At 67.9% G+C, this 21,969-nt stretch carries 21 protein-coding genes; 12 read left to right on the forward strand and 9 right to left on the reverse strand.

The features are described from left to right. Window positions 1-1,109 precede the first annotated feature (1,109 nt). From ABB07_RS09075 to ABB07_RS09120, 10 genes are all read left to right on the forward strand, one after another. Complete coding sequence (locus ABB07_RS09075; protein WP_208898237.1) at window positions 1,110-2,021, forward strand: helix-turn-helix domain-containing protein; 912 nt, start codon at window positions 1,110-1,112, stop codon at window positions 2,019-2,021. Between the two features lie 3 nt (window positions 2,022-2,024). After that, the gene (locus tag ABB07_RS09080; protein ID WP_208898238.1) at window positions 2,025-2,708 is read left to right on the forward strand and encodes a zinc finger domain-containing protein; all 684 of its coding nucleotides are present in this window, start codon (window positions 2,025-2,027) and stop codon (window positions 2,706-2,708) included. 158 nt (window positions 2,709-2,866) lie between these two features. Then, a complete protein-coding gene (locus tag ABB07_RS09085) occupies window positions 2,867-3,511 on the forward strand; it encodes a WhiB family transcriptional regulator (RefSeq protein ID WP_208898239.1) in 645 nt (214 codons plus the stop codon). After that, window positions 3,508-5,133 carry a hypothetical protein gene (locus tag ABB07_RS09090; protein WP_208898240.1) on the forward strand — a complete coding sequence of 542 codons (1,626 nt, stop codon included), beginning with the start codon at window positions 3,508-3,510 and terminating at the stop codon, window positions 5,131-5,133. Before ABB07_RS09085 ends, ABB07_RS09090 begins: the two co-directional genes overlap by 4 nt. Continuing rightward, complete coding sequence (locus ABB07_RS09095) at window positions 5,130-5,321, forward strand: hypothetical protein (protein ID WP_058083010.1); 192 nt, start codon at window positions 5,130-5,132, stop codon at window positions 5,319-5,321. The genes ABB07_RS09090 and ABB07_RS09095 overlap by 4 nt, the downstream gene beginning before the upstream one ends. Window positions 5,322-5,440: 119 nt before the next feature. Beyond that, the gene (locus ABB07_RS09100; RefSeq protein WP_058083009.1) at window positions 5,441-5,644 is read left to right on the forward strand and encodes a hypothetical protein; all 204 of its coding nucleotides are present in this window, start codon (window positions 5,441-5,443) and stop codon (window positions 5,642-5,644) included. A 302-nt stretch (window positions 5,645-5,946) separates the two neighbouring features. Next, window positions 5,947-6,303 (forward strand): plasmid mobilization protein, encoded by a 357-nt coding sequence (locus tag ABB07_RS40670; RefSeq protein WP_237281021.1) that lies wholly within the window; start codon window positions 5,947-5,949, stop codon window positions 6,301-6,303. Continuing rightward, window positions 6,300-8,018 (forward strand): relaxase/mobilization nuclease domain-containing protein, encoded by a 1,719-nt coding sequence (locus tag ABB07_RS09110; RefSeq protein ID WP_208898242.1) that lies wholly within the window; start codon window positions 6,300-6,302, stop codon window positions 8,016-8,018. The genes ABB07_RS40670 and ABB07_RS09110 overlap by 4 nt, the downstream gene beginning before the upstream one ends. Before the next feature lie 162 nt (window positions 8,019-8,180). Continuing rightward, a complete protein-coding gene (locus ABB07_RS09115; RefSeq protein ID WP_425264806.1) occupies window positions 8,181-8,552 on the forward strand; it encodes a hypothetical protein in 372 nt (123 codons plus the stop codon). A 77-nt stretch (window positions 8,553-8,629) separates the two neighbouring features. Beyond that, on the forward strand, window positions 8,630-9,325 hold the full coding sequence (locus ABB07_RS09120; RefSeq protein ID WP_208898244.1) for a hypothetical protein: 696 nt from the start codon (window positions 8,630-8,632) through the stop codon (window positions 9,323-9,325). A 61-nt stretch (window positions 9,326-9,386) separates the two neighbouring features. On the opposite strand, the gene ABB07_RS09125 is transcribed toward ABB07_RS09120, so the two are convergent. The 3 genes from ABB07_RS09125 to ABB07_RS09135 all read right to left on the reverse strand — a co-directional run bounded on the left by ABB07_RS09125 (window position 9,387) and on the right by ABB07_RS09135 (window position 11,400). After that, on the reverse strand, window positions 9,387-9,926 hold the full coding sequence (locus ABB07_RS09125; RefSeq protein ID WP_244189289.1) for a hypothetical protein: 540 nt from the start codon (window positions 9,924-9,926) through the stop codon (window positions 9,387-9,389). 352 nt (window positions 9,927-10,278) lie between these two features. Beyond that, a complete protein-coding gene (locus ABB07_RS09130; protein WP_208903355.1) occupies window positions 10,279-11,097 on the reverse strand; it encodes an SPDY domain-containing protein in 819 nt (272 codons plus the stop codon). Window positions 11,098-11,109: 12 nt separating this feature from the next. Continuing rightward, complete coding sequence (locus ABB07_RS09135) at window positions 11,110-11,400, reverse strand: hypothetical protein (protein ID WP_208898245.1); 291 nt, start codon at window positions 11,398-11,400, stop codon at window positions 11,110-11,112. 666 nt (window positions 11,401-12,066) lie between these two features. On the opposite strand from ABB07_RS09135, the gene ABB07_RS09140 reads away from it, so the two are divergent. Continuing rightward, the gene (locus tag ABB07_RS09140; protein ID WP_208898246.1) at window positions 12,067-15,228 is read left to right on the forward strand and encodes a TIR domain-containing protein; all 3,162 of its coding nucleotides are present in this window, start codon (window positions 12,067-12,069) and stop codon (window positions 15,226-15,228) included. Window positions 15,229-15,289: 61 nt separating this feature from the next. Here the strand turns inward: ABB07_RS09140 and ABB07_RS09145 are convergent, their stop codons facing one another. The 4 genes from ABB07_RS09145 to ABB07_RS09155 all read right to left on the reverse strand — a co-directional run bounded on the left by ABB07_RS09145 (window position 15,290) and on the right by ABB07_RS09155 (window position 19,002). Continuing rightward, complete coding sequence (locus ABB07_RS09145) at window positions 15,290-16,192, reverse strand: DUF4231 domain-containing protein (RefSeq protein WP_208898247.1); 903 nt, start codon at window positions 16,190-16,192, stop codon at window positions 15,290-15,292. A gap of 341 nt (window positions 16,193-16,533) precedes the next feature. Then, window positions 16,534-17,523 carry an ATP-dependent DNA ligase gene (locus ABB07_RS09150; protein ID WP_244189745.1) on the reverse strand — a complete coding sequence of 330 codons (990 nt, stop codon included), beginning with the start codon at window positions 17,521-17,523 and terminating at the stop codon, window positions 16,534-16,536. Window positions 17,524-17,794: 271 nt separating this feature from the next. After that, on the reverse strand, window positions 17,795-18,217 hold the full coding sequence (locus ABB07_RS40675; RefSeq protein WP_244189290.1) for a DUF6233 domain-containing protein: 423 nt from the start codon (window positions 18,215-18,217) through the stop codon (window positions 17,795-17,797). A 461-nt stretch (window positions 18,218-18,678) separates the two neighbouring features. Beyond that, window positions 18,679-19,002 carry a DUF6087 family protein gene (locus tag ABB07_RS09155; protein ID WP_208898249.1) on the reverse strand — a complete coding sequence of 108 codons (324 nt, stop codon included), beginning with the start codon at window positions 19,000-19,002 and terminating at the stop codon, window positions 18,679-18,681. 132 nt (window positions 19,003-19,134) lie between these two features. Here ABB07_RS09155 and ABB07_RS09160 point away from each other — a divergent pair, with 132 nt between their 5' ends. After that, window positions 19,135-19,980, forward strand: coding sequence for an SDR family oxidoreductase (locus ABB07_RS09160; RefSeq protein ID WP_208898250.1), 846 nt, complete (start codon window positions 19,135-19,137; stop codon window positions 19,978-19,980). A 127-nt stretch (window positions 19,981-20,107) separates the two neighbouring features. Here ABB07_RS09160 and ABB07_RS09165 read toward each other — a convergent pair whose 3' ends face one another. Together ABB07_RS09165 and ABB07_RS09170 are read right to left on the reverse strand one after the other, a co-directional pair. Then, window positions 20,108-21,133: a SpaA isopeptide-forming pilin-related protein gene (locus ABB07_RS09165; RefSeq protein ID WP_208898251.1), complete on the reverse strand. Its 1,026-nt coding sequence runs from the start codon at window positions 21,131-21,133 to the stop codon at window positions 20,108-20,110. A 35-nt stretch (window positions 21,134-21,168) separates the two neighbouring features. Next, on the reverse strand, window positions 21,169-21,963 hold the full coding sequence (locus ABB07_RS09170; RefSeq protein WP_244189291.1) for an SPDY domain-containing protein: 795 nt from the start codon (window positions 21,961-21,963) through the stop codon (window positions 21,169-21,171). Window positions 21,964-21,969: the final 6 nt, after the last annotated feature.

A 21,969-nucleotide genomic window follows, 5' to 3' on the forward strand; every position in this document is an offset into this window, starting at 1 on the left:
ACGGACACGACTCAAGATCCACTCATGCAGGCGGCCGGTAAATCGGCAAAACGTTGCCGCTTTTCGTTGAGCGAAGCAGCGGGCGGTCTAGACCACACTCATTAACGGGCAACCAGTTGGCTCCGTTGCGAGCATTTGCCTTACCTCAGGCTCGAGTTACGGCGGCGTAGGTACGAATCAGCTACCATGCAACCCTAGCGACGTATTGTAACAAACTGGACAAATGGTTGCCGTTGACGCGCTCGGACGGGCTTGACTTAAATCGCCCTGGCCAGCAGTTCCGACCAGCAATGTGGCATGAGACACAAGGGGGTTCGCAGTGAGGAACATGCCGAGGCGCTCGGACCCTTCGGTCTGCGCCCACCACTTAGTCGGTTGCCTGGCGACATCGCTGCCAGCTGGAACATCCGTCGAGGAACACACGGCCGGATAGCGGTACTCGCAGCGCGACGCTAAGCGGTTCGTCGTTCCACACTCCGAAGGCGAACGCTAGCATCGGACTCGACGCAATATTTTCGACGCAGATTTTAGTGCCTCGAATTGCACCTTCGCGTCTACAGGCGTGGCGGGTAATCGCGGCAACCGTCCCACGGCGGCTCAGCAGTGCATGGCCGATCGCCACCAGCCGCCAGACGTGCGGCCCCATCGCTCTCTGCAACTAGTACAGAGTTTTAGAGCCAACTCTGGATCTTGACACGGGTCGTTGCGTATGTTCGTCGTTCCCCGGGCAGCCCGCCTGGGGCCCAATGAGCGTGAGGAGGAGGGCAGGAACCCAACGACTCGCGCGGTCCGTATACAGCGACGGCGCCCAGGAGCGGCTACTCCTGGACGCCGAACGCGTAGCGGCACGTACCGCCTCAATCCGGCCCGGCTAGGCCCAAGAGGGCGGAGATTGCCCACCATCACCACGCTGATCCCTTTCCGACGGGCGCTTCAGCGTGGCAACACTGCAAAGGGGATTCTTCCATGCCTCCCGCCATACGCAAAAGGCCCAGTCATACGGCCTGCGTGGCATCCACCCTCGCCCCGGCGTCACATCGCTTGGGCACACTGCACGTCAGCCCGGCGTCGGCGAACAGTCGGCCAGGCGTCGCGGTCAGGGGTGTCCGATGAGCGTCGACGCACGCGAGTGGGTGTGGGAGCACAGCTCCAGCCGGGGCACCGCGCGGCTGGTCCTGCTGTCGATCGCAGATCGGGTCGCCGACGACAAGTGCGTCGCCTGGGCCTCGCTGACGAGTCTGGTGGAGAGAACGAACGCCAGCCGGACGGCGGTGCGGGACGCGCTGGTCGCGCTCGACAAGAGCGGCGAGCTGCGGGTGCTGGGGCACCTGGAGGGCCCGCAACGGACCACGGTGTACCGGCTGTCCCGGGCTGCCGCGTGGCTGGCGAAGGTCGCCGACGCTCGACACGAGGACCCGGAGGCGTATGTCGACCCACCGACCGACTCCGATCCGGTGCCCGAGCTGGGCGAGGAGGCCGAGAAGAGCCTGCGGCGGTACGGGATCTGGCCCAAGAAGGGTGAGGAATCCGGCCCCTCCCGCCGGAATCCGGCCGGTACGGAATCCGGCCCCTCGCGTCGGAATCCGACCCCCCGACGTGCCGGAATGCGACCCCAGCACGGTACGGAATCCGACACACAGAACCGTAAAGAACCTAAGTTGAACCGGAAAGGCAGCAGTAGTGGTGCTGCCGTCACCTCGGCTGCCGACTGGCAGGTCGACCCAGCCAGCCAAACCTGGGCCCGCCAGCAAGGCCACCTCGACCGCCTCGGCGAGGAGGGCCTGCGAGCAGCCGACGCGAAGTGGCGCGCCCACCGCGCCGGGCACATCCCCCGACCGCCGGCTGCCTGGGCTGCCGACTGGCGCTCCTGGATCGCCCGGGAGCACGCTCCGGCCCGCCCGAAGCTCTACGCCATACCTGGCAGCGGACATGCCCCGACGGGCGGAATGACCCGCGCCGAGGCCCACACCGCCGCTCTCCTCGCCGCCCTCAACGAGCCGACGCCGACCGGAACGGAGTAGCCCATGGACCGCCGCGAAACTGCCGCCCTGCTGGCCTACATCGGCCGACTCGACCCCCGCACCATCCGCACGGACCAGGGCGAAGCCCGCGACCAGCTCGCCCAGTGGCACGAGCTGCTGGACGAGGTACCGCTGACCACGCCGCACGGCTGGGACGCCTGCGTCGTCGCCCGCCGCCACATCCGCGTTTCGCCGTACCAGATCCTGCCCGCGGACATCGCCCGCCCGTGGGAGAGCTACAAGCGCGACCGCCTGCACCGGCACACCGACCCCACCCCGTCGGCCGACCCCGACGATCAGGCGGCATGGACCGCTGAGCTGGTCGGCACCCGCCGTGCGGTCGCCACCGGCTCCGCCCAGCCGGTGATGTACCGGCAGCTGGCCGCAAGCCGTGTCAGCCCGAGGCTGGAAGCCCGGCTGAAGGAAGTCGGCTCCTGCATCCCGCCGGAGGCCAGGGCCGCCCTCGCGCCCTTCCGTCGCGCCCGCGCCGCCCGCGAGGCAGCCCTCGCCCAGGGCCAGCCCGACGCTCTCTCGGTGCGCTGCGGTTGGTGCGAGGCACCGGTCGGCGAGCCGTGCCGCCGCCGGCGCGTCGACCCCGACGGCTTCGCACGCGGCAGCGCCCTGCGGGCCACCCCGCATCACTGCCGCCTGGACCTCGCCGCCGCCCAGCACACGGCCCTGGCCTGACCGGCCCGCACGACGGTGCACCGTCCGGTGCACCCGCGCAACACCACCGTCCCGCCCCTGCTGCCGCGCCCCTGTCCCGCGCCGCAGCAGGGGCCCGACGCCGCGTCCACCCACGCCGACCTGCTGTCGGCCGGCGCGGCAGCACACCGGAGACCACCTTGCGCCACATCACCACCCACACCACGCCGGCCACCGGCCTGCGCGGCATCGGCGACACCAGCTGGCAGCCCCACGGCGCCTGCCACGGCATGGACCCCGACGACGCCGACGCCACCTTCTTTCCCCTGCCCCGGGACTACGAGGCCATCGCCGACGCGAAGGAACTCTGCGCCATGTGCCCCGTGCGCCGCGACTGCCTCAACTACGCCTTGGAGAACGACCTCAAGGAGGGCGTCTGGGGCGGGCTGACCGCTGAAGAACGCGAACCCTGGCACAAGGGACTGCCCCATCGCCTCGACTACAGCCGCGTGATCGCCTTCTTCAACGGCCGCGACGTCCACCTCACCGAGGCCGAACGGCAGGTCGTCATCGACCACGCCTATGTCCGCGGATGGCGACCCGACCGGCTCGCCGTCGCCCTGCAGATCGGCACCAAGCACGCCCGGGACCTGCTGCGGCAGGCGGCCAACAAGGTCTTCGACCGCGATCGCACCCTTGGCGTACCTCGGCGCAAGGACGCAAAGAGGAAGGCCGTACCCGGCAAGACCAGCCGACCTACGTCCGCCCGGCCCGCCAGACAGCAGCCCGTCACCCGCCCGGTGGCGCCGGCCTCGGCGCACGCCCCTCTCGGAAAGGCCGCATGACCCACCCTTCCCTGTCCCTCGGTGCGAGCCCCGACCTCTCCCACCTGCTCGCCCTCGGCGTCCCCGCCGCCGCGCTGGCCCTGGCTCTGGTCGGCTGGGCGTTCCGGCGACGGGCACAGAACCCGCAGAAACGACTCGGCAATGCCGCGGTCGTGGTCGCCGCCCTGGCCGCGCTCGGCTGCACCGCCTACAGCGCCGACACCAGCTGGCGCTTCGCCGCCGACTATCTCAACATCGCCGGCACGGCCGAACGCGCCAGCATGTTCGCCGCCGCGGAACTGGGCCTGTTCGCCACCGCCCTGATGGCCCGGCAGAACCTGAACACTCAGGGCGCTCCTGGACTGCCGGGCACCTTGGTGTGGCTCATCACCGGAGTGCAGGTGATCCCCGCTTACGCCGAGAGCGGTCCCGTAGGAGGCACTGTCCGCGCCTTCGTCGGACCGGTGATGGCGGCGATGCTCTGGCACCTGGCCATGGGCATCGAGCTGCGCCTGCGCACCCCTGGTGCCGCCTCCCACGGCCTGATCGCCACTCTCGGGCGAGAAGCACGCGAGCGCCTGCTGTCCCGACTTGGCATCGCCGCCCGGGACCGCGACGCTGCGCAGATCACCCGTGACCGCGCCACCGCCCGCGCCGTGGCCCTGGCCACCCGGCTTGCCGAACTCACAGCCGAGCAGCGGCAGAGTCGACGGGGGCGGCGCCTGACCCGGCGGCTGTCGATAGCGATCGGCCGGGCCTCGGTCGCCACCGTCCCCGCCCAGCGAGCCGAGCTGCTGGCCCAGCTTGCCGCCCGCCGACACGCGCTCGCGCTCGCCACCGTCCCGCTGCCCTCCCCATGGTCCCCACCGCGCTCCGGCGAGATGGCGACCACGGTCCCCGCCGCTAGCGCCGAGAGCAGCTCGGCCAACGACGGTCCCCACATCGTCGTCACTCGGAACGGGGACCGGGGACTGCAACCTCACCGGGGACCAGACACCGAGAACGCCAAGCAGCACCCCGGGACCGAGGACCGGGCAGCGGGGACCGAGGCGGGGACCGAGGACCGAGGCTCGATTCACGGGACCCACGAGCCGGGGACCAAGGCAGTGAACGCGGAGCCCGGTGAGGAGCACGAGAGCCGCTCGGGGACCGGCCTCCTGGTCGATGAAGTGCCTGCACAACGCCCTGAATGGCACCGGGGACCGGGGACCGACGAGTCGGTGACCGACACCACCGGGGACCGGGGAGCGAACGACACGGTGACCGACACCACCGGGGACCGGGGACCGAACGACACGGTGACCGACACCACCGGGGACCGGGGGCACCAGGTTCCCCTGCGCCGGACGCCGGCCCCCAAGGCAAAGGGGAAGAGCAAGCGCAGTAGCCGGTCCCGCGGCCCGCAGGCTCAGCGTCCGGCGCGTGAGCCGGAGCAGGACATCGACCATCTGGTCGAGCTGATCCGCCCCCACGTGCCCGCGCTGCTGGAACGGGACGGCAACGCGGCCGTGACTCGAGTCCAGCTCAGGGAGATCATCCGCCGCGAGAAGCTCCCCGGCGGCCGAAACGACCGACTCAGCCTGGTCCTGGCAGCCCTGCGCAGCCCAAACAGCAACACGACGACAAGGAGCACCACACCATGAGGACCTGCCCGCAGTTCGCCGCCATCCGTGAGGAATACGAGCGGGAGATCGGCTATCTGAGCGCCCACTCCAGGCGGCATGCCGGCAAGCCGTCGGCGAAGGCCAGCTCGACGTACGCCGCTTCAACGAAGGCGCGGATGGCCCGGGCGCTCAGCGGCCACGTCGGACGCTGCCCCGAGTGCGGCTGACCCTGCAAACCAGCAGGTCACTCCCCCTGTCCCCCTTTGGTGGCCCGGCGCACCCCGGGCCACCGCCCCGTACCGAGAGGCATCCCGTGGTTTCCCACCCCATCCCTCCGTCGCGGCACATGGCCACGGAGGCGGCTGCGTGGGCCACCGTCCTGGTCCGCCGGCACCTCGTCTACGCCATGGTGCCCGTCCCGACCGGCCAGTGGCTCGTCCAGCAGGTGCCGAACGGGCCGGTCCAGCTCCTGCACGGACCGGCCTCCGTTCTCGATCTGGCCGCCACCATCCAGCGGCAGCTCCGTACGGCGAGGCCCGACAGCCGATGACGAACCCGAACGAGAACAGCGCCACCCCGGATCCTGCTCGGGACCCCAACTCGGTCTGGGGGCGAGCAAGTTATCGCAAGAGCATTGCTCCCGTCGGGAGCAATGCTCTTGCCTCCCCCGCCCCTGGAGTGGCGGGAGCGGACCGGCACCGGGGGGTGCCGGTCCACCAGGATGCGACCGAGGGCGGACCGCATCCAGGAGGGGGACTGCCGCACACGTGCCACACCGCGTACTGCGAGCACGCCGCGCCGCCGAAGCCACACGCGCGCCAGCGCGAGCGCCTGCGTGACGAGCACAAGCGCATGCGTCAGCCCAGCTGCCGTATGAACGACGACGAGTACCAGCTCCTCGTCCGCGCCGCGTCCGCCTGCCGCATGAGCGTCGCCAGCTTCCTCGCCCACGCCGCCCTCAAAGCCGCCCGTGACCTCGACCGCACCGCTGCCGAGATCGCCACCGAACGAGAAGTGCTGACCGAGCTGTTCGCCGTACGCCGGCACCTCGGCCAGATCGGCAACAACCTCAACCAGGTGGCCAAGGCCACCAACGCCGGCGCCGACGTCCCGCACACCCGAGCCGTCCTCGACGCCGTCCACCGCGCCGCCAAGCGGGTGGAGACCTTCACCCAGCACTACCTGGACACCGAGAACCACGTCTCATGATCCCCAGAGTCCACAAGCGCGGGACACGCACCATCGGGCTGCTGTACTACCTGTACGGGCCGGGCACGCACGAGGAACACGTCGACCCGCACCTCGTGGCCGCCTGGGACAGCCTGGCGCCAGACCCCGGCCGCGACCCGCAGGCGACGTACACCGAGTTGCAGAAGCTCCTCGACCAGCCGGTCGAAGCCCTCGCCCCCAGCCGTCGCCCGGCCAAGCATGTGTGGCATCTGTCGGTGCGTGCCGCGCCAGAGGACCCCGTACTCTCCGACGAGCAGTGGGGCGAGATCGCCCGGCGCATGGTCGCGGCCACCGGCATCGCCCCCGACGGCGACGCCGCCGCCTGCCGCTGGGCGGCCATCCGCCACGCCGACGACCACATCCACATCATCGCCACCCTCGTCCGGGAGGACGGTCGTAGGCCCCGCCTGAACAACGACGCGGGACGCGCTCAGGCCGAAGCCCGTCTGATCGAAGCCGAGTACGGCCTCAAGCGGCTCAACACCGGGGACGGCACCGCCGCCCAGCGGCCGACCAGCGCCGAGCGCCACAAGGCCGAACGGCAGCAGCTGGAACGCACCCCGCGCGAGGAACTGCGTGAAACCGTTCGCCGTGCCGTGGCCGGAGCCACTGGTGAGAGGGAGTTCTTCGACCGGCTCGCCGCTGCCGGCCTGCTCATCCGGCGACGGATCGCACCCTCCGGTGACCTGCTGGGCTACACCGTCGCGCTGCCCGACGACCGCAACAAGGACGGCGAACCCATCTTCTACTCGGGGTCCAAACTTGCCCCGGACCTGTCGCTGCCCCGCATCCGCGAACGCTGGTCCGCCGACGACGACCAGGCCAGCGGTTCAGTCGCTGCGCCGTCACGCACGGCGCCCGGCGCCCCGTCCACCGCGCGCCGCGGCACTGCCGCCGCGGCATGGCAGGCACTGATCGTCATCGAGGAAGGTGACGACGCGGTCGCCGCCGCTCACATCGCCTCGGCCAGCGAGGTCCTGGACGCGCTCGCCAAGACCTCCGCCGCCCACACCCGGACCCAACTGCGCGAGGCCGCCCTCGCCTTCGAGCGGGCCTCTCGTTCGCACGTCCGGGCCGAGCGCGGCCACGACCGGGCGCTGCGGCAGGCCGCCCGCGACCTCGTCCTCAGCGGCCCCGCGCTCGGCCGCGGGGAGGATGGGGCGACCACCGCCATGGCGATCGACATGTTGTTCTTCCTCGTCACCGCGGCCATGCACTGGCACGCGAAGAAGGGCCACGCTCAGCAGGCCGCCGCCGCCCGTCAAGCCGCCGAACACCTCCGTGCCGCCTACCAGGCCGCCGCCCCCCAGCCGCTGGGCGCCCTCTACCAGCGCGGCCGACGCCTGGGCCACCCGCTCCTGCAGCGGCAAACGGCCATACTGCGTGAGGCTGTGCCGGAGCTGGCGGAGCAGGTCCTGGCCGAGCCCGGCTGGTACGCGCTCGCAGCCACCCTCGCCGACGCCGAAGCCGCCGGCCACAACGCCACCGTGCTCCTCGCCGATGCCGCCGTACGCAGAGAACTCGACACCGCAGAATCCGTCAGCGACGTGCTGGTGTGGCGCCTGCGCCGTAGTGCCGACCTGCCCGCCGACACCAGCAATGCCGTGACCGCCGACCGCGGGACGGAGCGCCTGACCAGCCGCACCGGACGCGCGGCGCAGGGCCGGACCACGGCCCGGCGAGGCCGGTCGTGACTGTGGACTTTGCGAGTTGAACAGGTCACATGCCTTCGAAGACGATCATGACGCGAGCAGGACGAGACGCAGGAGGACGCCAGCGTGTTTGACCGGATACGCCGCAGCAAACCGGACACATTCGACATCGAGATGCAGCGCCGGCACGAGGAGATGTGGAAGATGTGGCAGCGCATGCCCCTGCCCACGCCTCCGATGCCGCAGCCTGGCGTGCAGCCGTCCGAGCCAGTGGCCGAGGTGGACGACTTCCTGCCGCCGGATTTGCGGGTCCCGAGCCACGACCAGGTCGCCGGCCGGATGATGCCCTGGCTGCGGCCCCTCGTCCTGGACGGCGAGGTCGTCACCTGCGCCGAGTGCAGCGCGTACCGGGACTGGCTCATCATCTCGACCCAAGATCAGATTTGGCTGCGCTGCCGCGCCGGTCACCAGCAGCAGGAGAGGCGCCTGGACACGGCCTGGTACAACCGGAACTCCGCGCCGGTCGATGCCACGCACGCCACGTTCGATGACTGCCTGCGCCACCTCGGCCACTGACCCCTATACCCCTACGACCCCACAGGGCCCGCTGGCCCGCACTGCCCAACCTTCTCCCAGAACCAAGGGGTCAAGTCGTGCGTGTTCGCGTCGCCACCACCGCCGTCGGCATCACCGCCGTTGCCCTGCTCGCCCTGCCCGCCCGCTCGCCCCACAGCGCGGCACTTCCTGCACCGTCGTCCTCCGCCGCCTCCGGCAGCCCGGCCGTCAATGAGGTGAACAGCACCCCACTGTCGTCGACCGCACTCACCGCCCGCCTGCTCGACGAGAGCGACCTGGGCAGCGGCTACACCCGCAAGGCCGAGCGCCCTGCACGGCATGACGACGTCACCGTTCTCGGCTGCCCTGCCCTCTCCGACCTCGGCGGCGAGGCGGCCACCGGAGGATCGCTCGACTTCCCCCGCCAGGCGAAGACCTCCTTCACCTACGCCGGCCACAGCGACTCCGAGGTCTCGGAGGAGCTGTACAGCGACACGCCCGCCAAGCTGTCCGACGGCATGGTCGAGGTCTTCGACGCCATGGCCGGGTGCCCCGAGTACCAAATCCTCGTCGGCGGCTCCGCCGTTGACATCGCCACCCAGAAGGCGGCATCGCCCCACCTCGGCGAGGAGCAGTGGAGCCAGCTGCTGACCTTCTCCGCCGGCGGACACGACAGGGTGGTGAAGCAGACCGCGATCCGCGACGGGAACGTCCTCGTGGTCGTTTCCGGTTCGCCCGCTCTCGTCGACCGGCACTTCGACAAGGCCCTCACCAAGGCAACCGCAGGCCGCTGAAACGCCCACTGCTCGGTGCCCCGCCCCGCGCGTTGCTGGCGGGGCACCGTCGCATGGCCCTTCATTCACATCGCAGCGAGCCGCGCTGGACCTCGTACGCCCACCCGCGTGGGACAGGCCGTCCTTCGTCGAGCAGTAGGGCCTCGTACGTGTCGCATATCAACCGGAATGCAGCGTCCTCCGCGGCCAGGACGTCGATGCGGTAGGGGCCGGCGACGTATACGGGGCGTCGTTCGTCACCGGTCCCGGCCCACTCCAGACGGTGCCTAAATTCTTCAGACAGTTGATCGTCCGGCTGCCGCTGTCTGAAGTTGCGCACCTGGGGCTGTTGCAGGTTGCCGACACCCATGGCGTACTCGTCGAAGTGCTCGATTACATCCCGGGCGTGTTTTCCGCCCGGCACCGCACGGTCGAATGCCTCAAGGGCGTCGCTGACCAACTGCCGAGCTGCTTCTGTCTTCACGTGTGTGCGTGTCATCTCGACGCCCCGCAAAACGTGGCGCAGTGCCATCACCGTATACGGAGCGTCTATGACGGCCCGGCCGGAATCGCGTTCATGGGTAAGCCTGTGAACGTCCAGAGCCACCTTCCGGTGGGCCATAACGGCAGACGAGTGTCCGATGTTGGCTCCGGTGCTCGGTTGGCCGCCACGCGTTCTCGGCTTCGCTCATTCTTTCAACCCCCCGTGCCTTCCTGGGCGAACAGGTCAGCCTACGGCGCCAACCCATACCCGTGCGGCGCTTTATTCGTATCTCTGGCGTTCTTGATGATCGCAAGACATGTGACGGGTGCGCGAAAAGGCCCGGACACCTTCGAGGGGTGTCCGGGCCTTTCGGTAGCACGCGGAGGGCCGCTAGGTACATGCCCCATTGAGAGCTCCGACCAGTCGATGCCGCACAAGGGCCCTGACCTCATTTCTCCTCTCTGTCCTTGTGGGATCACGACGCGTGGCGTCAGATGGCCGGGGCGCGCAGGAGCCGGTCTTCGGTGCTCGCGGGGAGCACCCGGCGCAGGACCGGTGCGGTGGAGCTGATCGAGCCTGCGAAGGCGGCGACCAGGTCGTGCGGGACGCTGGAGCTGAACGACGCCGCCCACAGGCATCGTGCGCCGAGCACCGGCTCGGCCCATGCCTGCCACCCGTCCAGGCTCGTCCCGGTGTCGTCGGTCAAGGTGCGCGGGTCGGCGTCCTGGATGAGGGCCGGCACCGTGCCGTAGCTGATGTGGGAGGTGAAGGTCGCGTCCGTCGCTCCCGCACGGGGCTGGTCGATGTCGAGGAGCCAGCCGTGAGTGGTGACGGCGTCGAGGACCAGCTCGGTCCCGCCGAAGTTCTTGGCCGGGCGCTGACGTGCGTCGAGTGCGGTGAGGAAGTCGACGACAGCCTCTCCGGGGACGTCGGGGGTGAAGTACGCGGACCACTGCGCGAGTGGACTGCCCGTGTCCGTGCGAGCCGACACATGCCAGGCGACTGGCAGGTCCCCCAGCAGGAACGGCTCGTCCGCCAGGACCCACTGGGCCCATCGGAGGGTGTCGGGGCTGAGGTGCAGGACGGTGCTGCGTACGACCTGCCGGTCCTCCGGTGCCTCGTCCGGCTCCTGCCGGCCGCGGACCATCGTCAGGCTCGTCCAGCCAAGGCCGGTGAGAGTGTCGGCGACGGTGTCGTAGAGGCGTCCGTCGTCGCCGGCCAAGTGGCGGGGGCCGACCCAGAACGCGGCCTGGGTTCGATCGGGTGCGGCGGGGTCGAGGGGAAAGTCGGGATTCAGGGGCACCTCCAGGATGATGAGGACCTACTGGCCTCCGCGAGCGGTGCGGCGGGGTCGACGCGGTGGCTGGACGGGAGACTGCCAGGCCAGCGTCACGGCTACCTCGGGCGGCAGGACACCGAGCTGGCTGTGCTCATCACTGCCCTCGGCGAGATGGACGACCGTCTGCCCGGCCGCGTCCACGGACTGGACGACCTGGGCGAGGCGGTGCTCCAACGGGAAGAAGGGGTTGATCGCCTGCCGGACCGGGGCGTCGCGGTCGCAGCCGGACAGCAGGTCGATGAGATCTCCAACGGTCATTTCCGTAGACGGCACGGACAGCCTCCTTGCATGGGGATGGGCGGCCAGCCGATAGGCAGAGCCTGGAGTTCGGGTGCGCTGCACGCGTCGGGCGGCTCCGGCACCTCTGGGACGGCGGCGAGGCAGCATGTCGGCCGGCGTCTCCCATCGAAGGAACTTCGGAGAAGCGGCTAGCGGTCGGCCTTCACACGCCATCACCTTCCTGACCTGGCACTTTCCGGGAAGGTCGTCTACGTTGACATGCCGCTGGAAGTGTTGGCCAGTCTTTCGGGGATCTTTCCTGTCTGCCCCAGGCGAACTGCTGCGATTGCCTGCAACGTGTAGGGTCCGCGACTCGATGCGCACTGTCGATACTCGATGCGCAGTGAATGCGCAAATCCGGGCTTCGGTGCGCAATGACTCCAGACAGTAACTGCTGGGGTGCAGATCTCTGGAGCTGTGGAGGTGCGCCCCGTGTCGCAGGGGTGGATGCTGGTGGTGTGGCCGGTAAGTGTCCGCCAGTGCGGGCATTATGAGTCAGGCGTAAGACTTACCGCGACTGGCGAGCACGAAGGGCTGTAAGGACAGCCCTAAAACTGGCATTCCTCGGGAAAGAGACCAGACGTCCTCGGTGCCGGGTAGGCGACGTGCTGCTGTGACGGCAGTCGACCGGCAAGGCTCGGCACGATGCGGAGCAAACAGATGTGGATCGTCTTGCTTGATCGGTCTGCTTCCATGGCTGATCCATTCGCGGACAGTTCAGGCCATCCTGATCGACGCACCCGCCGTACCGATCAGGACGTCAAGCTGGATGCCGCGAAGGAGAGTGTTCTCATCGAGCTCGACCGCTTGCCGAGCGACATGCCGGTCGTGCTTCTCGGCTTCAATCGCAGCGTCGTCGAGATTATGCAAGGGACCGCGCGGTCGGGAACGGACTTCGCCGTTGCGCTCGAGTCGCTTCAAGCCGAGGACGGGACAGACATCGCGGCCGCGCTCCGCTCCGCAGCGGAGTATGCGCAAAGCCCCGCTGACGGGGGCTCTGTTGCCGTGCTGCTAGTAAGCGACGGTTTGTCCGAACCGGTCGCAGCTCGGGAGGCCGCACTGCAGTGCCGTGACGCGGGCATCGTCGTGGATGCGATTCTCATCGACCCGACGGACGACGGTGTGGCGCTCATCCGGCGGATTGCTGGCATTACTCATGGGCGTTGGGACGCTGTTCGTGGCCGCGATGAACTGGCCGCCTCGGCGGCACAATCTGCAGAAGCTGCCGTTGCGCACGCGCAGGAGGCGGAGGCGCTGTTGGCCAGTGCAGTCGCGGAAGCCGACACCGTTGGGCGTGAGGTCGCCGACCGCGAGCCGGTGAGCTTCACAGCCGCTTACCCCGGGCTCTTGGAACCGGGTGATAGCGCGCCGCTGTGGCTCTACGTGCACCTGTCCACAATGCAGGCTGAAGTGGAGCGTGAGCTTGCCGAGGTGGCCGGAAATCTGGGCCGGCTTCCGGGTCGCGCAACCGGTGTCTCTACCACGGTCATCCCGGCAGGTCACGTTCTGGAGATCCGGCCCGTACTCGATCAGTTTCGATGCGTGCCGGACCGGCAAGACGTGATCTGGCTGGAGCAACTTGAAGCGCTCAGATTCGACTTGACCTATGTCGGATCGTCCGCCGATGCGACTTGTCGCGGCCGGATAGAGGTGAACATCAACGGACTGCCAGTGGCAGAGGTGCCGCTGGTGATCCAGGTAACGGTGCCTGCCGCGCGGCGCGAGCTGCGTCAGTTGTCCTCAGCGCCCATGCTGCGGAGGGTGTTCGCGTCCTACGCACATGAGGACGAGCAATTTGTGCGTAGGTGCAAGGCCGCATACCGGGCCCTGGGGATCAATCTGTTCGTGGATCGCGAAGACCTGGAGAGCGGGCAACCGTGGCGCTCGGTCCTCCGCGAGATGATTGCGCAGCACGACCTGTTCCAACTCTACTGGTCGCAATCGGCGGCAGCGTCAACTCACGTGGCGGAGGAATGGGACTTCGCCCTTAAGGTAGCCACCGGGCGGGCTGCGGGACAAAACTTCATCCGCCCCCTCTATTGGACCCGTCCGATGGCGGCCGCGCCCGCAGCACTGAAGGACTTGCACTTCCGATACGTCGATCCGCAGTCACTAGGGCTGACCGAAGTTGCGCAGACCACCTGCGAGGCAGTAAGTACGCCGGGTTTGCCGCCACACTTTGATGTGGTGTTCCCGGTCCTCGCCTGCACGCCTGACCCGAGCGGGTCGACCCTGGAAGCCATCCGCCATGCACTGCCTTCAGTAGTCCCCTTCATCGAGCGGTTGACCAGCCTGCGCTACTACCCACCGCCGACACTGCTCGTCGACGACTTCACCGTCTCCTCGATCCGGAGGAATACCGAGGCGGACGATGGCGCAGGCACCGAGCCCCCTGACGCCGAAGATGCGAAGATCGTAATCGAGCTACTGGAATCCCTCGCCCTGATCTTTCATACGGGTGGTTTCCTGCCGGATAAATGGTGGGGGAACCCACCTGCCGTCGATCTCAAGAACGAGGTTGATAAGGTAAATTTCGACCATGTGCGACGTAACGCGGAAGCCGCCTTCATTCGCGGACTCCGCAGCACTTTGGCCGGCGCCGATCCGGCCACAAGGGCAGGGAAAGACCTCGCCACGATGGTCGCCGAGGTCCTCAATCCCCACCCCAACACCACTCTGGCCATTTGGAGACTGACCCGGGAGATCAAACGTCTGCTACAGATAGCCTCTCCTGACGACGCTGCACAGCTACGCCGCGCGTTTGGCCCGGAGCTCATTGCCGAGTTGGACGACTGTCATGGACGGGAATGGGAAGAAAACCTGGCATCCACAGCAGGCTCGCCTGAGGTCCTAACCATCGCCGGTCGCTACGAATCTGAACTCCAACACTTCTTCAAGGAAGTAGCCACCTTGCCGTGGAACAGCTTCCTCGCCTACGCAGAGTCATTCCTCGGGCTCATGCGTGAATTCGCGAGCCGGGCCATCCAACTGGCCGACGACGGCGTGTTCGAGAACGGCTACTGGGTAAGTGGGCAGTCCATCAGATGGGTGCAGAGGAAGTTCCCGGAAACGATCACCGAGACCGCCGAGAAGAAGCGAGGCAACGACCCAGCCCAACCTGTCCTGTACAGCTGGAGCCTCACCCGGAGCGGTTACCTCCGGCTGCTCACCGACCTGAGCAATCGCGCATTGCGTCTGCTGCGCGAACCCGCGCGAAATCGGCCCAGTTTGCTCAAGACCTCCGCGCTCACCTTCGGCGCCTACACCCACGGCGGCGGGCAGGACACCGCGCGGATCCAGCAGGCTGCCAGCAGAAATGGAGTGCCGGACTTCGCGATACCCACAGCCGGGCCAAAGGTCCTGATCTGCGCGAACGCCTTCGACCGATTGGTGGCATCGCTTATGTCTGATGGGCTCGAGCACGACGCGGCACACCAGCATGCCGAGAAGTTCCTGCTGGCCACCCTCGTACACGAACACCTACATGCGGCACTCGCGATTGGCCTGGACGAGAACGGTCAAACCTCACCGTCGGCCCGCAATGCAAACGAGTGGCGACAGGCCAGAAACCTCAACGAGTCCCTAGCCGCATGGGCCTCGTTGGACTTCTCCCGCGACGACCTGGGGCTCTTCGACGCCTGCTGGGAATACATCCAGCGTGACACCTACCCGCAATGGCCGTACCGTGGCGCTGAGCGGATCGAGGAAATGTTCCAAGAGCAAGGACCTGCGGCGCTCCGATCACTGATTCGACTGCTTCGTGAAGACCCAGAAGTCGCTCAGCGTCGGTTCGATACCGCCCTCTCGGCCTCGACAGTGTGATATTCGTCTCTGGGTGGCAACGGTTGGTCAAAAATGGCTTCTTGTGCCCGAGTACCGGAGATCATTTGCCTGATTTTGGAGCTCGATGTTCGGGTGAATCTTTGGATAGTTTGGCCATCCAGCCCTGGTTTTCAACCGAGATGACGGCCTCAGCCGACTGCGCAAGCTCTTCAAGATGTTTTGTTGAGGTTGTGCCGGCGACCCTGCCCTGCAACTGCTCCAGACGGTCTGCAGTGCGTAGGTACTCGATCAGTTGGTACTCGTAACGAGTGGCAGCTCTGTGCACGGCGAGAGCCGTGCCGATGGTAGTGATCACCGCGATCCACCCTGTGAATGTTGAACCGTTGTCCGCGGCCGCCACTGCGGCGATCGCAGCGCCCAGGACTGCAAGCGCGACTTCGGCGGTACGGAACCATCGCAATTTTTTGTTGAGTTGACCCGCCCGAGCGCGGTAGTAGCCGATCTGGCTCGACACCCGCACTGCAAAGTATGAATGGATGTCGTGCACGAGAGGTAGGTCGCGCTGTTCGGCGACGATTCTGGCTTGGTGGCGCACCAGGTCTGCAGCGTCGCTGCGGACCCGCTCGGCCTTCTCACGCAGCCGTCTGCCGCTTACGTCATCGTGGTAGTCGCCGACGCGGGCGAGCCACAGGTAGACCTCGCTCTTCAGCCCTTCGGAGACTGACCGAGCCCTGGTCCAGTCCTGCAATGCCCTGCCGCTCCAAGCAGGCCGCAGGACGGGCAGAAGAGACGCTCCAAACGCTGCGACACCGGCTAGCACACGGCTCACTGTCGGTTCCAGGTTGGCCACTATGGTGGCGAGTGCCCCGAGCACGGCGACGGTAACGGTATCGGCGAGAGCTGCAACACGCGCGCGCCCAATGCGCTTCTTCAATTGATTGGCCGTACGCGACCAGATCGACTGCTGGCGCCACAGATCGTCGAGGAGTTCAGTGGTCGACACGATGAACAGGCTCGCACACAGCCGCATCGCAGGCCGCCAGCCTGAGGACCTTTTCGGCGTCAAGCTCGCTGTCCTCCCCCGATCAGACGTATTCCCCAGAAGGACCTGGACCTCCAATGACTGGGGGACACAATGCACGCTGGGCAGCGCCATGCCATGCCTCACAATCCTCACGGAGGGTATCCAAACCGAACACCAATCGCTAACGATTGCTCACGCTGAGCCGATACTAGAGTGCGTCTCAAGCCTGGATTGCGATGTTCCTGCAGGAAACAGTGCGCACGGAATGGTGGACCTTAGACAACGTGCCGGTCCGTCACCTGCGGACCCGGAGGCCCTGGTCATCCTGCGGACGGTATGGCACCCGCACCGAAGGGAGGTACGTCCCTGGCAGTGACGTCCGAGCGCAGCCGGGCGAAACGAACCGGGTGGCGCCACGCCCCGCGGTCCTGAGAAGTGTCGACCACGATCTCGGCCACCAAGTCGGGCTGGACCAGCACGACATCAAGTGGGGTACGCGAGCCCCACGAGGTGGTGAACCGCACGCCTTCCCTTGGGTGGTCCCGTCCTGCAAGCGTCAGCTGGCCGGCCAGTTGCCGGGCGGCGTCCGGCCGCACCGGCGTGCTCCGCCCTATAGGACGCAGGACCCCGCCCTGATCGAAGCGTCCCAGCAACAATGTCTGAGGGCAGCGCGGCGTGCCGGTGATCGCCCCCACGATGGCCTCCGTCGTATCCCGACGGCGCACCTTGATGAGCGCTCGAGCTCCGGGGAGGTAGCGCTGCTGGCTACCCCGGATCACGAGGCCCTCGATGCCGGGAACCTGGGTCCAGGAGGTAAACCACTCCTGCGCGAGGGCAACGTCAGTCGTCTCCGGGCACAGCCTCCAGGGGTCACTCAGTCGATGCTCGGTGAACATGGCCTCCAGGCAGGCACGTCGCTCGGCGTACGGCGTCCGCAAGAGTTCACGCCCATCGATCTGGAGGGCGTCGAACACAACGAAGTGGGCCGGGGCCTCCCCGGCAAGCCGGGCAGCGGTCAGTCCCCTGGAGGCCGCACGTCGCTGGAGGGCCTCGAACGAAAGTCGCTCACCGGCAAGGACGACCAGTTCGCCATCAAGGACCAGGCCGTCAGGCAGGCTGGACGCCGCACTCACCAGGTCAGGGAACCGCCCCTGGATGAGTGCCCCCGGGCGAGACTGCAGCAGCACCGGTCCGGGCGACGGACAGGGAGTAAACAAGATCGCCCTGTAGCCGTCCCACTTCGGCTGAAATATGGGTTCGCCCGCGAGCGCGCTAGGCGGGGGCAGGCTGTCGCGGGCCTGCGCCAGCATCGGTTCCACCGGCGGTCGAAGCACCATGTCACTCCGAAGAACCAGCCGTCGGCGTGGGCTAAGCGGCCCGGCAGGCCGGGCAGATGATCCGGGCATTACGACCGTATCGGTGAGTCAGCCCCTGGCAGCGCGGGCAGTACCCGACCTCGTCGGGTGCACAGCCCAACAGGCGTGCCGCGACGGACCGGTCTGTTTCCGGGTCGATGCGCTGAAGCACCCCGTCCATAAGTGCGAATATATCCGGCCATGCGGGGCGCGCGCACAGCGATGGTCACGCGAGATCCATACCCAGCTCGGTGTCCGGCCTGCAAAAGACACAGGGCTCGATAGTGGGGTCGGTAAGCGCGGCTCGTGCCTCATCTGCCCTGATCGGGTGCGGTGTGCCCTCGATCATGGAGCAGTCTGCGAGGTGAACGAGGGCAGGCTCCGGACCGTTCGGGGTGCGCTTCCGCTGCACTACGTAGCCCGTCCTCACTTGCGCCGGAGGGAAGGCGGGCAGTGAGCCGCCGCCCTTCACAGGGCGGCTCGGGCGCCGCGGCGGCGACGCCGACCGCTCGGCGCGATTTAGCGCCTTCCGTACGGCGTCGTACTGAAGGCGCAGATACCTGCCGAGCGTGTCGTTCTCCGCGATCTGCCGGTCAAGGTACGCGAGGATCGCCCGAAGGCGGGGCGGGTCAGGAGGCAGCTCGGACATGGCGAGCACCGTGCAACGCTGCCCAGGCTCCGGTCCTCCGGCCCTGCCGGTAGGGGTGGAACAGCACCTGCGCCGACAGGTGGATGAGCTGGCGCCGCTGAGCGATCTGCGGTCGCGCGGCGAGCTGGCGGTAGACAGCGCGCCACTCCTCTTGTGCACGAGCGAGGTCGCTGGGGATGGGGCTCATGACCAGATTCAATCATGTGTTCGATTTTCAGCGCATGTCGGAGCAGAAGACTGTCCGTTTGATCGTCGAACCGAAGCCGAACGGCCTCACCGAAGGCTGATCGGTGGGCTTCTTTTGCATTGCAGGCTGTGCGGGCTGATCAGAGTCGGACCATGAGGGCGAGGGCGGCGATCAGCAGTCGTACCCCACAGCGGCACCGCGACGACCCCGCCCGCCCTCCTCCTGGTCACCCACGGCAGCGGCGCCCCTCGGGCACACAGCGCGGCCCGGCGACTCACCGATTCCGCTCGTCCGCCGGGGACGGTTTGCGGTGCCGGCCCCGCCCCCTGCCCAGCGCAGGTCGGCCCCATTCAGCAGGCTTCTCCTCCACCGCCGGTGGCGGGTACAGCAACGCCTTCGCGGCTGCCAGGTCCGGGACGATGCCCACGGTCACCCACTGGACGCCGTTCCATTCCTCGATCGCCCTGGGCGCGCTGGGCTCCACGTGCGTCCCTCGGTGGGGGCCCGAGGTGAGCGGTGCCGCGCGCAGCTTCCCCTTCGAGGCGTTTCGGCGCTCCTCGCGCCGCCTCGCCCACTCCTCCAACGGCTCCTCGTACATCGCAGCATCGTGTCGTAGGGCCGCCCTCCACCGCCACCTTGGGCCAACACTCATCAGTCAGCCCACTTGCCCCCGTGTGCCTTTTGTGGAAGGCCAATTGGAGACTTACGGGATTGCCTATGGTGTCGCCTTATGTCGGTGTTAATCGTTGGCGGCAGTGGATTCCTCGGCAGCGAGCTGGTCCGTCAGGCGAGAGCTGCTGGTCATGTCACGGCCGCGACGTTCGCGACCCGGCCGGGTTCGGTTCCGGACGCCAGCTGGCACGCCCTTGACCTGCGACGTCCACAGCTCGTGGAAAGCGTCGTTGCTGACCTGGCACCGTGCGTCATCATCAACGCAACCAGCGGCGGAGCCGACTGGGCGGTCACGGCAGAGGGACCTGTGCGGCTCGCGCTGGCCGCCGCCCGGCACGGCTGTCGGCTGGTCCATGTGTCGAGCGACGCGGTGTTCTCCGGCGCGAACGTCCACTACGACGAGTCCCAGTTGCCCGATCCTGTCACCCCGTACGGCGCGGCGAAGGCAGCCGCTGAGACCGGCGTCCGCCTCGTGTACCCGGACGCCGTCGTCGCCCGTACTTCCCTGATCATCGGCGACCGACGCTCTGTTCATGTCCGGGTAGTGCATGATCTGGCATCGGGCAGGTGGGACGGGGCGCTGTTCACGGACGACGTCCGCTGCCCGGTACATGTGTCCGATCTGGCCGCCGCCCTGCTGGAGCTGGGGTTCTCCGACGCGTCCGGTGTGCGCCATCTTGCGGGGGCCGAGTCTGTCAGCCGTTACGACCTCGGTGTTCTCATCGCCCGCCGCGATGGGCTGGACTTCTCCAGGCTGCGGGCGGGACGGCGCAGCGAATCCGGGATTCCCGGTGGGCTCGACGTCCGCCTCGACTGCCGCGCGACCCAACGCGAGCTGGTCACCTGCCTGCGCGGCGCCCGGGAGTTCCTCGTTGAAGGGATGAACGCGCCGAGCAACCCATAGCGCGCCGACTTCCGGTGCTCTTCCAAGGCGCCTGGTGTAAGCCACCGCCCCGCAGGTGGGCTGAACAGCCGAGAGCCCCCGGTCCGCGAGGGTTCCGGGGGCAACTGGGCTCTGTGCTCAGCTGGGGTCAGTTGTCGGCAGGGGTTTCCTCACTGTCGGTCCTGGCTCGTCGCCGAGCGGCAATGACGGCGGTGGTGCCGCCGGCGACAAGGAGTCCCGCGCCGCCCAGGAGCCACGGGCTGGCGTCGGCTCCGGTGTGGGCCAGAGAACCGACCGGGGCCGTGGGCGATGGATCATCGGTCGCGTCCTGCACCGGGGCGGCCGAAGGTGCGGTTTCGGGTGTGCCGGAGGTGGCCGGGTTGGGTCCGGATCCGCCGGAGGTTCCGCTGGTCGGCTCGTCCCCCGGTGCGGACGGGGTGTGGGTGGGCTTCTTGGTCGGTGTGGGGTTCGGCGAAGTCGAACGCTTCGAGTTGGTGACGTTCACGGTGACCGGGTCGCCTGGGCCTGCGGTGAAGGTCTTGGTGCGCGAGTAGAGGTCGTATCCGGCGGGAGCCTTGGTCTCTTTGATCCAGAACTCGGCCTTCCGGCTGCTCACCGGCAGGTCACCGGTGGCCGTTCCCTTGGGCCCGGTGGTGAGGGTGAGCAGGGTTGTGTCGCCGCTGCCGATGTTCACGGTGGCGCCGGGCAGGAGCTTGCCGGTCTTGTCGTCCTTGGCCTGGAGCAGGACGTGGGCGGGCTTGAACGGGGCGACGATGGCCAGGCGGGTTGTGCCGCCGGGTGTGACGATCACGTCCTGGTCGGCCACGACGTCGTAAAGGGGGCTGCCGGCGGCGGTCTCCTTCAGCCGGTAGACGCCCGGGGCGAGGCCGGGAAAGGTCAGCGTTCCCTGTGCGTCGGTTGTGCCGCGCCCAGCCTCCTGGCCGGTGGCGTCGAGAAGGAGATATGAGGCGCCTTGGACAACGTCTCCGGCCGGGTCCTTCGCGGTGAGCGTGACACTTCCGCCATCGGGTGCCGGGGTCTCGGTGAGGGTGGTGCTGGAGGGCGTGGGCTGGGAGGGCTGTGCGGTCGCTGCCGGTGCCCAGGTGAGGGTGCCGACCACCGCCGCTGCGATGGCAGTGGAGCGGACGGTGCCGCGGACGGTACGGGGGTGCACGAAAAGCGGGCTCCTTGGTGGCGGGTACTGGCGTGTCAGCGGGTTCGGCTCATGGCCGGTCTCGGAGGCGGCGTAGCGACCGGGGGAAAGGGCTTGTTCTGCTTGGCCGTTGTGGTCGCTATGGAGACGTGGTGGCGCGTGAAGAAGGGGATGTCCTTCACTGTGCGCTCTAGCGGTTCGGTGGAAAGCAGGGAGGCGGTGAACGCTGCGACCAGCGCGACGGGGGTTGATGGTGAGAACTGCACGCGCCAGTCGGGGTTGGCCGGCTGGCCGCCCCAGATCCGCCAGGACGGCGCGAGGTCGGAGCTGGGGGTCCTGTCGTACTGGTGCTGCATCCCGCTCAGGGCGTCTGGGGCGAGGAAGGTCTGGGTGCCGTCGGTCTTGATCGTGTGCCTCCAGCCGTGGGCGAGCAGCGGGACGTACGCCTCCTGCGCTGACGTCTGGGACTGGAACAGATGATCTTTGTCGCTGTGTCGGTCTTCGAGGTACAGGTCGAGTAGTTCGCTGTGCACGTCGCCGAGCAGCTCGACCGGCGTGGTGGCGTCAGAGGTGATCTGCCAGGTGGCCGGGCCGAAGGGGTCGCGGTGTGCGGCGGTGATCCACTGCATGTGGCCCCGCCTGTTGGGGTCGGGGACGTAGCCGGTACGGAGCCGAAGGCACGGGCTGCACGCGACCGCCCCTTCCTCCTTTGAAGGCTGATGCAGGGACCAGTCGTCGTCGAAGGGGAAGGGCCAGATGGCTCGGAAGTCGACCGAGCCGGGACCCGCCAGGTGGCGGGGCAGAACGCGCACCGTCTGATCACGGTCGAGGTCTTCGAAGGGATCGGGCAACAGAAA

Source organism: Streptomyces incarnatus, from assembly GCF_001027185.1.
Lineage (GTDB): Bacteria > Actinomycetota > Actinomycetes > Streptomycetales > Streptomycetaceae > Streptomyces > Streptomyces puniciscabiei.